Annotated in this window: 8 protein-coding genes and 6 pseudogenes; 3 read left to right on the top strand and 11 right to left on the bottom strand. The window is 42.5% G+C overall.

Annotation, left to right across the window (positions count from 1 at the left end; all coding sequences use genetic code 11):
* Positions 1–81 precede the first annotated feature (81 nt).
* The 5 genes and pseudogenes from AC51G0_RS29830 to AC51G0_RS29810 all read right to left on the bottom strand — a co-directional run bounded on the left by AC51G0_RS29830 (position 82) and on the right by AC51G0_RS29810 (position 4,317).
* Positions 82–543, bottom strand: a complete 462-nt coding sequence (locus tag AC51G0_RS29830) for a chemotaxis protein CheX (protein WP_496304364.1) — start codon at positions 541–543, stop codon at positions 82–84.
* A gap of 109 nt (positions 544–652) precedes the next feature.
* A pseudogene (locus AC51G0_RS29825) lies at positions 653–1,160 on the bottom strand (IS6 family transposase); the annotation flags it as partial.
* 34 nt (positions 1,161–1,194) lie between these two features.
* A complete protein-coding gene (locus tag AC51G0_RS29820) occupies positions 1,195–2,205 on the bottom strand; it encodes a glutathione S-transferase family protein (RefSeq protein WP_496304363.1) in 1,011 nt (336 codons plus the stop codon).
* The gene (locus AC51G0_RS29815; RefSeq protein WP_496304362.1) at positions 2,205–2,945 is read right to left on the bottom strand and encodes a pirin family protein; all 741 of its coding nucleotides are present in this window, start codon (positions 2,943–2,945) and stop codon (positions 2,205–2,207) included. Before AC51G0_RS29815 ends, AC51G0_RS29820 begins: the two co-directional genes overlap by 1 nt.
* A gap of 653 nt (positions 2,946–3,598) precedes the next feature.
* Positions 3,599–4,317, bottom strand: a pseudogene (locus tag AC51G0_RS29810) (IS6 family transposase).
* Between the two features lie 221 nt (positions 4,318–4,538).
* Here AC51G0_RS29810 and AC51G0_RS29805 point away from each other — a divergent pair.
* Positions 4,539–4,730: pseudogene (locus AC51G0_RS29805) on the top strand (IS30 family transposase); the annotation flags it as partial.
* 65 nt (positions 4,731–4,795) lie between these two features.
* Here AC51G0_RS29805 and AC51G0_RS29800 read toward each other — a convergent pair.
* From AC51G0_RS29800 to AC51G0_RS29790, 3 genes and pseudogenes are all read right to left on the bottom strand, one after another.
* Positions 4,796–6,517 (bottom strand): methyl-accepting chemotaxis protein, encoded by a 1,722-nt coding sequence (locus tag AC51G0_RS29800; protein ID WP_496304361.1) that lies wholly within the window; start codon positions 6,515–6,517, stop codon positions 4,796–4,798.
* Positions 6,518–6,699: 182 nt separating this feature from the next.
* Positions 6,700–7,215: pseudogene (locus AC51G0_RS29795) on the bottom strand (transposase); the annotation flags it as partial.
* Between the two features lie 276 nt (positions 7,216–7,491).
* Positions 7,492–7,977, bottom strand: a complete 486-nt coding sequence (locus AC51G0_RS29790; RefSeq protein ID WP_496304360.1) for a YHS domain-containing (seleno)protein — start codon at positions 7,975–7,977, stop codon at positions 7,492–7,494.
* Between the two features lie 740 nt (positions 7,978–8,717).
* Between AC51G0_RS29790 and tdh the strand changes: the two are divergent.
* Positions 8,718–9,449, top strand: a pseudogene (gene tdh, locus AC51G0_RS29785) (L-threonine 3-dehydrogenase); the annotation flags it as partial.
* Here tdh and tnpC read toward each other — a convergent pair.
* The 3 genes from tnpC to tnpA all read right to left on the bottom strand — a co-directional run bounded on the left by tnpC (position 9,420) and on the right by tnpA (position 11,644).
* A complete protein-coding gene (tnpC, locus tag AC51G0_RS29780; RefSeq protein WP_496301045.1) occupies positions 9,420–10,919 on the bottom strand; it encodes an IS66 family transposase in 1,500 nt (499 codons plus the stop codon). The pseudogene tdh and the gene tnpC overlap by 30 nt on opposite strands.
* 84 nt (positions 10,920–11,003) lie before the next feature.
* Positions 11,004–11,351: an IS66 family insertion sequence element accessory protein TnpB gene (gene tnpB / locus AC51G0_RS29775; protein ID WP_128786309.1), complete on the bottom strand. Its 348-nt coding sequence runs from the start codon at positions 11,349–11,351 to the stop codon at positions 11,004–11,006.
* Positions 11,348–11,644, bottom strand: a complete 297-nt coding sequence (tnpA, locus tag AC51G0_RS29770) for an IS66 family insertion sequence element accessory protein TnpA (RefSeq protein ID WP_496301046.1) — start codon at positions 11,642–11,644, stop codon at positions 11,348–11,350. Before tnpA ends, tnpB begins: the two co-directional genes overlap by 4 nt.
* Positions 11,645–11,719: 75 nt before the next feature.
* Here tnpA and AC51G0_RS29765 point away from each other — a divergent pair.
* Positions 11,720–12,079: pseudogene (locus AC51G0_RS29765) on the top strand (zinc-binding dehydrogenase); the annotation flags it as partial.
* Between the last annotated feature and the right edge of the window lie 225 nt (positions 12,080–12,304).

The following is a 12,304-nucleotide window of genomic DNA, read 5'->3' as shown; positions in this document are numbered from 1 at the left end:
AAACTGATAGCTATGTGATACATTAAATACATCATGTATCAATATCGGTACGACGCATCTATCCCTAAATGTTTGGTACTATTAATCGAAGCAAATTTCGATAAATGCTCTACCATATTTGGAGTCAAATGGCATGATAATGATCGGCCCATCACATTTATGGGTGATAGTATGGTTTTTCCCTGATACTACTGCAGGTGTAGCTATGTCAAAATCATACCCTTGATCGGCTAAAACTCGCTTAGCTCCCCCTGTTACCATATTGGTAACTTCACCGACCATATCCGTCACTTCCTCATTAATTCCATTCGCTCGTTCACCCAGCATTTGCTGCATGACTTCAAGTGCAAGGGGTTTATCAAAAGTAACCGACATTGAACCTTTGGTTTTTGGACCTATCATACCGATTATGCCAGATACGTCACCGCGAGCAACTTCATCTGTTTTGATACGTGGTTTTTGAGGCCTTAACTCTATTGCTGCCATTGTTTTCAATACATTCAAAAAGGAAGACAAAAAAGGATTTACAAATTCTACACGCATAGTTTTTGGCCTTGAAGATTGAATATTTTTCTCTTAGCTTACTCACTAAGTTTAATAGATTGTGTCGCAAAGTTATGCTTAAGTACAAACGTACTGATTTTAGATGCAATTAGGCTGCAAGAACGTAAAATTCATCCCAAGCAGATAAGCCGTTAGGGTTGTCAAGCTGCCCATTTTTAATCATCGACCACAGCTCCACACCAGCGTGTGTGGCTTTGGCTCCTTCCTTTGATTTCCATCCCAGGCACTGATGTATTTTACCTTTCACTTTCCAATATTGTTCAAATACTTAATTTGAAGGACTTCAATCAGGTTTAGCATCTTCCCCATCAGCTAGAGACTGACGTTGATATTTTGCTGCGCCAACGCATTCGCACTACTCTTATCAATCATAACCTTTTTAGGTAATCCGCTATGACCTTTCGCTTTGTTAAAGAAGGTTCGAGCTGCTTTTTCGTCACGGTGATCACACAGTAAAAAATCAATGACGCAACCGTATTTATCAACGGCCCGGTAGTAATACTTCCACTGACCTTTGACGTCTCGTCCATCCGCCACGAAGACGCCACCGGTATCTTTCCTCTGCGCGCTCGTTGCTCCAGCAATAGCGCATATTTATTGCGACACAACCAAAATCAGTACGCTTGTACTTCAGCATAACTTTGCGACGCAACCGCTGTTCGCAACAAACCCTTCACGTTGATGAGGCGTTAACCAGTCCTGTTGGTGCCCTAATGGTACAATTCCATAAGGGTTGATCGCTAAATGGCTTGCATAATAATGGCGTTTAATATGTTCCAGATTGACTGTTTTTGCGATATTCGGCATTTGAAATAATTCTAACATGTATTGGTATAAATGACTGAACTCCTTCAGTAATTTCAAGTTACATTTAAAATGCGTGTGGTATACCAAATCGAAGCGAATTAACGTCGTCCACAATCGCCAGTCAGCTTCAGTAAGTTGATTGCCAGTTAGGTAGCGCTGCTTAGCAAGTTTATCATCAAGCTCCTGCAGTGTAGCAAACAGTTTGGTGACATTTTTACTATACGCTTCCTGAGTGGTCGCAAAACCTGATTTATAAACACCATTGTTGACGTTGTAATACACCAGTTCATTTACAAGGTCAATCTCTGTTCGTAAATGTTTAGGGTAGTAGTCCTTTTCATTTTTAGTAATTACATTGAAAGCTGAATTGAACATACGGATAATTTCAGATGACTCATTATTGACAATTACTTGCTGTTTTTTGTCCCACAATACTGGCACACTAATAATACCTGAGTATTCAGGCGTGTTAGCTAGATATCGTTCGGATAGAAACTCTCCGCCATATAAATCATCGCCTGTTGTTCCAAATAATTCTGTAGATTCTTCGTCATGTTTAAAGCTCCATCCTTTTTCATGCATGTCAGGATGAACGACGCTTACCGTAATGAGGTCCTCTAAACTTTTAAGCTGCCGGAAAATAAGTGTACGATGAGCCCAAGGGCAAGCTAGTGAAACATATAAATGATAACGTCCTGCTTCAGCTTGAAACCCCCCTATACCTGTTGTTTCAGCGCTGCCATCTGCGGTTACCCAGTTTCTAAACTGTGAGCTTTTACGACGATATTCACCACCATCAACACTGCTTTTCCAACTTGATTTTACTTCACTCATTATTGTTCTCCATTCATTTCGATGATAATGAAATGTGCATGGTCGCCTTTAAGAGAGAATTTTAACTTTCCAGGTTCAGATAGCTCCAGAGCGTCTCTTTCACTCAAAGCTGGGTAATTTTCTACATACATACTGCCTTCTACACAGTTGATGTATGCCTGACGACCTGGTTTTAATTCAAACTCTACTTCAGCCCTTGAGTCTGTAAGTTCTGATGCATAAAAATTCACATCTGAGTTAATATATAGAGGTGATGAATTTTTATTCTTTGGGTTCCCTACGATATGCAGTAACTTGTTTTCCCTATCAGCAAGATCAAACTTTTGGCAGTTATAAAGAACAGGGCCACCGCCTCTATTTGGCATTACCCAAATCTGTAAAAATCTACACCACTCATTATGTTTATTTAGTTCTGAGTGCCATACTCCAGATCCTGCTGAAATGGTTTGAACTTGTCCTCGACCTATTGTTTCTTCTCTTTGAGTCACACTGTCCCAATGGGTTAGTTGACCTCGTACCACATAGCTCACAATTTCCATATCACGGTGTGGGTGACGTCCGAATCCACCATGTGGTTTAACGTCATCATCATTTAATACACGTAAAACACCAAAGTTCATACGTGTTGGATCGTAATAATTTGCAAATGAGAAATGAAAATAAGTATTTGCAGGATGCATATGACTACTTGGTAGATAATGTAACTCAGATGCGCTAATTTTTTGATAATTTTTGTTCATGTCGTCCTCTGGTTAAGTCTGTAAGTTGAGACTGGTAGTTATCAGTCAAATGAATACTAGGCAAATTGTTGCTTGATAACGTTATATAATGAATCTTTACCTGCACAGTTCAATTTTAATCAAACAGAAACGACAAGAAGCATCAAACTAAAGTCATAATAGCTGTTGCTCATAAACTATTTTCATAATTCAAAATAAAGATAGCGACTAGCACTGTCACGTTTAGCACTAATTACTATCAGAAGTACCTCAAAAAGTGACGAGGCTCAACCAAAGAAATCTTTACTTCCAGTTAACAGTGTTACTTGATTACCCAGTTTGAAACCAATTGACACTGAGTAAAACATTCAACATCAATATTAACTATATTGTTTTAGAAAATAGTATCATTTACATAATCCTATTAAGGTTTAGTGGGCGTTATTTTTATTCAATGAAGCTATTTTATTTGAAAAACACATGAAAAAACAACTGAAAAATTTGACCATTAAGTTCAAATTAATTGAATATACTCAATCGATATTGAAAATGGATTGTGTCGTAAACTGAAGAGGTGGATTATGATCTCCGTCAGCCCTCATTACTTTTCGGCTTTGTTGGAACACTAAAACTATATGGGGCTCCGTTGCAAAGTTTAATGAAAGCCCAATGTCTCAGTAGGTTGGCGGCCTAAAGGTGAAAGCCCTTTCGATCAGACGTACTTCAGCCAGAGGCCCACGACCATATAACCAGATATCAAATTGTCCTTTTCTAAACATTCGCATTACTTCGAATCCTCTGATTATGGCAAACGCTGTTTTCAGGGATTAAAACCTTCGAACAGGCTTGATAAGCCGCTTCAACTTTCCATGATCGGACTCTATCCGGTTGTTCAGATATTTGACCTGTCGTTGAACGGTACCTTCGGCGCACACCTTAATTTTCTTTAATGCCGCTAGTGCCGGTGTATATGATTTGTCTTTATCGGTGTTGACTGTTTTCGGGTGGTCATGAGACTTGATACTGCGTAAAGCCTTCCCCATAAAGCACTTCGCCGCCTTTTGATTTCGAGTGCGAGAGAGATAAAAATCGACAGTATGACCTTCTTTGGTAATAGCTCGATATAAGTACATCCAGGTACCACCTACTCGCACAGAGGTCTCGTCAACCTACCAACTGGTGCTCCATCCGGGTTTCCAGCACCAGCGTAACCGTATTTCTATTTCTGGCGCATAACGCTGAACCCATCGATATAAGGTAGTGTGGTTGACGGTAACACCTCGCTCTAACAACATTTCGGCTAACTCTCGATAGCAGATACCGTATTTGCAGTACCAGCGCACGGCCAAAGAATGATGTCAGCAGTGAAATGGCGGCCTTTGAAATCCGACATGCGACTAATTCCATTTAGGTCTTTATGTCTAACGTGCCTGAATTCTCAAACTTTGCAACGGAGCCCCACACTCGCTGGCATAGAGCTGTTGTCGATGATCAAAAATGGGCAGCTCGACAACCCTGAGTGTTTATCTGTTTGGGATGAATTTTACGCGCTGGCAGCCTAATTGTATCTAAAAATCAGTGCGTTTGTACTTCAGCATAGCTTTGCGACAAAACCATCCTTACAGTTCTTGGGAACGTGGTGCAAATAAAAATGCTAACGATCTTTTGAGGCAGTACGTAAAGAAAGGTACAGACTTAAGAATGGTCACTGATGAGGATATTCTATTTGTACAAACTAGGATAAATCATCGGCCAAAGAAGTGTTTAGGGTTCAGCCAGCCGTCATTTTTAAAGAAATGGCATTAACTGCGAGTGTCGCACTTCGGAATTGAATTCGGGCCTTTTCATTAAATGACCTGCAACAAAAAAGACTACACTTTAAAGTGTCCGACTAGTTTATTAACCTGAGAACCGGACGCTGAAAGTGAAGAACTGACCTTTTCAGAAACTTTTAGATCTTCGTATAACTGGTGGACAATCTCTTGAATAGATGTAAGATTTTTATTAATGCCGTCTGCAACGCTGCTTTGCTCTTCCGCAGCAGATGCTGTCTGAATACCCATATCTTGAATTGTAGCAACGGCATCATGTATATCTGACAAGCGTACATTTATTACAGATGACTCTTGAACAGTTTGCTCGCCCCGTTTTTGGCTTACCGTCATGGTGGTCACAGCTTCTTTTACGCCTGTCTGAAGTGCAGAAAGCATATCGTTAATCTCTTGGGTGCTGCCCTGAGTTCTGCTGGCCAGCGAGCGAACTTCATCGGCAACTACCGCAAAGCCTCTTCCCTGATCACCTGCACGAGCAGCCTCAATGGCTGCATTTAGAGCGAGAAGGTTGGTTTGCTCTGCGATACCCCCAATAACATCAATAACACTTGTTATTTGGTTAGTCTGCTCACTAAGGGCCTGAATTGCGTCGGATGTTGTATTAACGTCTTTAACCAATTCATTAATACTTTGAATCACGTTATTCGCTTCCTGTTGCGCATCATTGATTTGTAGATTTGCTGACTCAATCGCAGAAGATGTAGAGTTAGTGTTATTGGCTACTTCACGAGATGTAGCTGCCATCTCAGTAACTGCAGTCACTACTTGCTCCGTTTCTTGACTGTGCTGGTGCATAGTTTTAACAGAAAGACCTGTTTGCTGATCCAGATCTTTAGCTGCTTGTCTTACCGATACCGAGCTATCCCGAATATCTTTAATGAGTGGCTGGAGTTTATCCATAAATAAATTGAAAGCACGACCAAGCTCTGCAATTTCATCTTTGCCTTTAGTTTGAAGACGATTAGTTAAATCACCTCCACCTTGTGCAATTTCGTGGAGTTTCTCAACCATCGTTTTTAGCGGGATCAACGATCTGGTTACAATAATGCTTATTACACCAGTGGTAATGATAAGCCCAATAAGCGAGAAAATAATAGCAGATATAGTGTCACTCGTTATTTGATCCTTACGCTTTTCTGTATACATAGCGACTTGGTTATCAACATCGTCAATATACATACCTGTGCCCAAAATCCAGTCCCACCTGGGAAAATATTCGGCATAGCCTAGCTTAGGTGCTTGTGCATTGATTGAAGGCTTGTGCCATGAAAAATAGAGAAATCCATCACCTTTAGTTGATGTATTAATCAAATCAGCAATGACAGGAACACCGTTATTGTCCTTCAAACTGTATAAGTTTTTACCTTCTAGTTGAGGCTTGATAGCGTGTAGAGTATTGACACCTTTAGAGTTGTAGGCGAAAAAGTAACCGTCATCGGCAAATCGCATATTTTTTAGTATGGTTTTGGCTTTTTCAATATTTTCGCCATTAACATCTGATTCATAGAGTGCCTTAATAGCGGTACGGCCCATACGAAGATTCGCCTTTAAAAAATTCTTATGGCTCGTAATCAGTTCACTACGATAGTCTTGCGCCTGAGCCTCCAGATCTTTTAATCCATTCCAGTAAAATATTCCTGTGATAAGAATTGTAATTAGGAGTAGCGGGGTTGTCGTTATTAGTAATAACTTACCTCGGCTTTTTAGTATCATAAATATTTCCAAATTAAGTGTGCCACTACAACCTAGGAAACTAGCCATATAGTTAGTTTCCTTGGGGAACAAATGAAGTAACCATATACCAGTGCTGCAACGCACATCAAGAACCAGAACATATTCTTGTCTCTTACTATTCTGATTTGACTTATTGCTTTGCGACTACGGCGTTTTTCAAGCCAGTTGTCACTATTTGCCCAATTCTTAAGCAGCTTCTTTTTCTGGATTCAGGTGAACCTCCCGGTCAGCTCGCAGTTCTTGATATTCCGTGACCAACACTCTGGTTTTTGTCTTCTATGCTCCATTAACACTTACGCTCGATGACTTAAAATCGCTGCATCTTGACCGCTGTGGCGCTCTGATGGTGTCACGTAGTTCAGGCGGCTGTGCTTATGCTCTGTGTTGTACCAAGTGACGAATGTCTCCACCCATATACGGCTTGCTTCTAGGCTATCAAAGTCGTTTGAAGGCCAGCTCGGTACTTACTTCAGCGTGCGAAACAGTGACTCCACATACGGGTTGTCATCGCTGACTCTTGAGCGGCTATAGGAAGGCGTGATACCCAGCTCTTCCATCTTGGCTTTAAGCATCAACGACGTCATTGGCCCGCCATTATCTGAGTGTAGTACCAGAGGCTGGTTGAAGCACTGCTCACGCATCAACGTACGTTGCAGTAACTGCGCGGCCAGTTCACCACACTCAGGTTCATGCACCTCATAACCCACGATTATTCTGGTTATGATGTAAGCTGGAGAGCTGAGTAATGATCTCCGTCAGCACTCATTACTTTTAGCATTATGACTATCAACTTTTCTGGTCGGCACTTTCCTTCCGACATCATCCATCAAACATTATCAATGATTACGGGTATAGTTGTATTGTCATAGTATACCTACGTCCTTGGTTGTACTAACCTCTCTCGTTTACATTGCCATGAAGTATTCATCAAAACATAGGAACTTACCCACGTCAGTACTACAGTAACTGACGCAGGTGCTGTTGGTGATAATTGCTTTCGACTAGAGATCCTCGACAGCCTTGTTCCGAATTGAAGGCCACAGTTTTTTGGCTTTCGCAAGAATGTTAGTTTTATTTTTCTTGTATTCTTCGAAAATCTCAGCGTTGACGAAAAGAAAGAGCTTGCCGTCTACGATGTCAGCATACTTTGGATCACCGTCAAATTTTTTGCCAAGTGCAACTGCGTAGGCACAAAAACCACCATACTGAGGTAGGTAACGACCAGGGTTGGTCTCGAATTTTTCTTTACTATCCGTTGACGCGAAGTAATAGGCACCACCTTCATGTACAGCAGTAAAAACAGCTACGCCGTCTGTGGCTACACCAGTGGTTGAAAGAGTGACCGCATCAGCACCGTGAAGACCAAGCGGAACTCCAGCGGTTGTTACACCGGATGATAAGTTGTATTCATCAGCAGCGAATGCCGAGCTAGAAGCCAGCATTGCGGTTGTGAGGGCAAAGGCCGAAATTTTAATTCGTTTGTTCATAAAGAATATCCTTTGTTGTTGACGTAAGTTTCCAAACTTCAGTGTACGAAACTCGCATGTCCTTCTGCTCAACCAGCCCTCGTGGACTGAAAGGCTGTGGAAACATCGCTCTTCTGAGCCAATACAACCGGACACAGGATAAATTTAATAGATGCGATCTCTGAAATAATTGCTTAAATCGACAATTTATTATTTTGATATCAGTAATAATTTGAATCAGGTATTTACGTCCCGATTGAAACCCAGAATAAAATCAAATTGATCAGTACTCAAACATGAACAACACTGACAACAGCGATACCGACGAACCAGAGAAGGCCCATTAACACAGTGTGTTCCCAATGGCAGCGAAAGAGTCAGGTTTGAGCTTTAATGATGTCGTGGCCTCGATTTTAGATTCAGCATGTTTTGATGATGTAAATTGATTTACAGATAATTTTATGGATTTGTAGCAAAGCTAAAAAAAAGCACAAGTGTACTGGCTTTAAAATACAATTAGGCTGCCAGCGCGTAAAATTCATCCAAACTGATAAGCTTTTAGGATTAACGAGTTGTCTGTTTTTAATAATTTGTGAAGACATTGACGCCACCGATAAAATGGATAGATATATAGGTTTGGTTTGAACTTCTAATCAGTACCTGTTGGTAGGCCAAAAGTTAAGGCATTACTTAAGAAAAATTTAGGTGGTATGGCATTTTAATGTGTACTAGCTCAAACGTAAGCGAATAAAAGAATGAAGATTAAAGCGCTATCAAAAATAAAGCCTAAACAAGGCATTTGGATGACCGAAGTAGATAAGCCTGAAATGGGCCATAATGATCTACTTATTCGCATTAAGAAAACGGCGATTTGCAGTACTGATGTCCATATCTACAACTGGGATGAATGGTCACAAAAAAACATACCGGTACCAATGGTTGTCGGTCATGAGTATGTTGGTGAAGTGGCTGGTATCGGCCAGGAAGTCCGTGGTTTTAAAATCGGAGACCGTGTATCTGGCGAAGGCCATATTACATGCGGCCATTGCCGTAACTGTCGTGGTGGTCGTACACACCTCTGCCGTAACACGGCTGGCGTGGGTGTAAACCGTGAAGGCGCATTTGCTGAGTATTTGGTTATTCCTGCATTTAATGCGTTTAAGATCCCTGACAGCATTTCTGATGATCTAGCATCTATTTTTGACCCGTTTGGTAATGCTGTTCATACGGCGCTATCGTTCGACCTAATGGGTGAAGATGTGCTTATCACAGGTGCCGGCCCAATTGATATCATGGCGGCGGCTGTCGCCAAATGCGTTGGTGCCCGCCACATTGTTATCACGGATGTGAACGAATACCGTTTGGAACTTGCTCGCCAGATGGGCGTTACACGTGCCGTTAATGTCGCGAAAGAGAAACTTGAAGATGTTATGTCAGTAAGCGCGCAGTTAACCAGTGAGGCCTTATTCGGCCTCGCTAAAGTCAACATTCCACGGCAGTAGATCTGATAGGTCTGCGCCAGGTACTCTCGTTGGCAGTACTCGGAACAGCTGCAAGAAGTAGTAGTAAGGATTGATGTCGTTGGCTCTGCATGTCATCACGATGCTATATAAATTCGCACTCGCCTCTGCGCCAGCAACTGATTTTGAGAACAACCAGTTTTTCCGGCCAGTGGTGAACGGCCTGATATCTCGCTCTGTCACATTGTTGTCGATGCTAATATTGCCATCTTCAAGGTAAGTGGTCAGCTTATCCCATTGGTTAAGCGTGTAGTTGATGGCTTTGCCTATCAGACTTTTTGGTAGCACTTTTTCTTGGCTCTCTTTCAGCCAAGTATGGAACTCAGCCAATATCGGTTTGGCCTTTTCTTGTCTATGTTGATGACGCTTATCTGCGCCCTGTGTTTTGCTCTGACTCTCCACGCCGTACAGTTTGCCGATGTACCCTAGGGCTTTTTCAGCACGCCCTGATTTCCCTTTCGGTTGTGCCTTTTGGGCATCTGTGAACTTGCGTCTGGCATGGGCCATACAGCCTGCCAAGGTGACTTGCTTTAGCCCTTCGTAAGCTTTATAGCCATCACATAATAAGTAGCCAGAGTAATCACCAAGAAAGCCTTTTGGACAAGTTTGAGCTCGACTCGGTTGGTAGTCATAGATAACCACTGGATTTGATGCGAACTCGCCACTGCGATAAACCCACATATACGATTTGCTTGTCGCTGCTCGATCTGGCTCATCAAGTACCTGTACGGTGGTTTCGTCGGCGCAGACAAGTGATTCATCCAGGAGATGCTGTTTCATCGCATCGACCAACACATTCACTTTGGCACCGAGCTGTACGCACCAGTTAGCGAGTGTTCCTCGGCTAATATCGATATCGGCACGTTTAAGAATATCGACCTGACGATAGAGTGGCAGTGCATCCACATATTTGGCGGTTGCCACTGCGGCCAGGGTTTCCGGGCTAGCGATACTTCTCGGTATCATACTGGCGGGTTTAGGCGCGGTGATTATCTGGCTTTGTAACGCTGTTTTCTCACATGTTCGACAGGCATATTTTGTCCGCTGATGACTGATCACACTGACTTTCTGTGGAATGATTTTCAGCTCTTCTGAAGTCTCGCTACCACTTTCATGCATAGCACCACCGCAACAGTCACAGTGCGGTGCATTCAGGGTATGAACGCGCGTTTCTCGCTCTAGTGTATCCGGCAGGGGTTTTCTGCCCTTTTTGTGGTGCTTGGGAGCTGGGTTGTTTTGTTGCTCCGCCTCATTGAAGGTGCCTTTGGGGTACTTCTCACTTTGAGATGCAAAGCGTTTGGATTTGCTAAGGTTGAGTTGTTCCGTGAGCAGTTGAACGGTGCTTTTTAGCTCAATGATTTCTTCAGCCTGCGCTTGTTTTTCTTGCTGAAGCTGTAGCAACATGGCTTTCAGTTGTTCTACATCATCAGGAAGTTCAGTCATTTTTCGTCACACTTATTTCAGTTGATGACGATAGAATGCCAGCTTTAAAAGATCACTCAACAGCAATGAGGCGATCAGTGACGATCACCTCACTTGTTTGCCGATTATCGGTTGGTGTGCCTTGGGGTTTTCAATGGTTAAGCCTGATAACAACCAGTTAAGTTGCTGTCGGGAGAGTTGAATATGGCCAGCGTAATTCGGTTTTGGCCATTTAAATCGCCCCTTTTCCAAGCGACGATAGTAGAGCCAGAACCCGTTGGTATCCCAGAATAAGATTTTGAGTTTGTCACGACCACGATTACAGAAAATGAACCAGGCTTCACTGAGCGGATCCATTTCCAGTACATCAGCGACAATGATTGAGAGGCCATCGATAGACTTGCGCATATCTGTAACGCCCGAGACGAGATAAATAGCGCCGCTGGGGATCATTGCAGTACCTGCAACCAGGTTTTGATTTGTGTCTGGGTTAGGTTCGCAGGCAGCTCCGCCTTAATACCATTAGGGAAATGCAAAGCGACAGTATCAGTGCCTATATCATCATTAATCACAATGGTGTGCGCGTGTTGCGATTCGTCGTTTTGTTCTGTTAGCTTCTTCAGCCAGTAATGAAAAGTCGGATAGCTAAGGTCGTTCACCTTGCAAAAAGCAGGAATAGAAAGTCCGCTTGCTGTTTGTTTTTCAATGACGCTCGTCCAATATTGTCGTTTTTCAGGTTGGTTCATAGTTCCTCCTTTGTTGTTGAGAAAACTATGAACGAGATCTAGTGATGTGGGAATGTGGGTTTAATTCGACGCTTACTTATGTCAGAGCTGGGCATGACGGAAGGTTTCGATGTGGGTCTGGAAATGTCTGGTGTGCTATCGGCATTCAACAGCATGTTAACGAACATGAACCACGGCGGTAAAATTGCACTGCTGGGTATTCCACCATCAGATATGGCGGTAGAATGAAATCAGGTAATATTTAAAGGGTTGACTATCAAAGGTATCTACGGTCGTGAGATGTTTGAAACCTGGTATAAGATGGTATGCTTGATTCAGTCTGGTTTGGATTTAACACCAATTATCACGCACCACTACAAGGTTGACGATTTCCAGCAAGGCTTTGACATCATGCGTTCGGGCATGTCAGGTAAAGTTATCCTTGATTGGGAGTAGGTGTATTGGTTGTAATGTACGGGTGCTCGTTGGCCTAAGTCTAAACAAAACCTGAAATGGTGGGGCGTGCCCCACCATTTAGGCTAGTATATTACTTCGTAGAAAAGCACAGTCTTAAAGAGTTTCGTACTATCCTGGTATTGGACTTCACACAGGTCATCCCTGACTAGTGCCGGCTTTTTGTAAAAAATTCAGCCAAGGCCCAGAATTTCACGCTTTCCCACC

It is taken from the genome of Photobacterium sp. HL06, assembly GCF_059552575.1.
Note: the sequence above shows the minus strand (reverse complement) of the source record. Positions and strands in the feature narration are given on the sequence as shown.

Excerpts from the sequence above, each read along its gene's own strand:
- tnpA (WP_496301046.1), bottom strand. The coding sequence starts at position 11,644 with ATGAACCAACCTGAAAAACGACAATATTGGACGAGCGTCATTGAAAAA.
- AC51G0_RS29815 (WP_496304362.1), bottom strand. The coding sequence starts at position 2,945 with ATGAACAAAAATTATCAAAAAATTAGCGCATCTGAGTTACATTATCTA.
- AC51G0_RS29800 (WP_496304361.1), bottom strand. The coding sequence starts at position 6,517 with ATGGCTAGTTTCCTAGGTTGTAGTGGCACACTTAATTTGGAAATATTT.
- AC51G0_RS29790 (WP_496304360.1), bottom strand. The coding sequence starts at position 7,977 with ATGAACAAACGAATTAAAATTTCGGCCTTTGCCCTCACAACCGCAATG.
- tnpB (WP_128786309.1), bottom strand. The coding sequence starts at position 11,351 with ATGATCCCCAGCGGCGCTATTTATCTCGTCTCGGGCGTTACAGATATG.
- AC51G0_RS29830 (WP_496304364.1), bottom strand. The coding sequence starts at position 543 with ATGCGTGTAGAATTTGTAAATCCTTTTTTGTCTTCCTTTTTGAATGTA.
- AC51G0_RS29820 (WP_496304363.1), bottom strand. The coding sequence starts at position 2,205 with ATGAGTGAAGTAAAATCAAGTTGGAAAAGCAGTGTTGATGGTGGTGAA.
- tnpC (WP_496301045.1), bottom strand. The coding sequence starts at position 10,919 with ATGACTGAACTTCCTGATGATGTAGAACAACTGAAAGCCATGTTGCTA.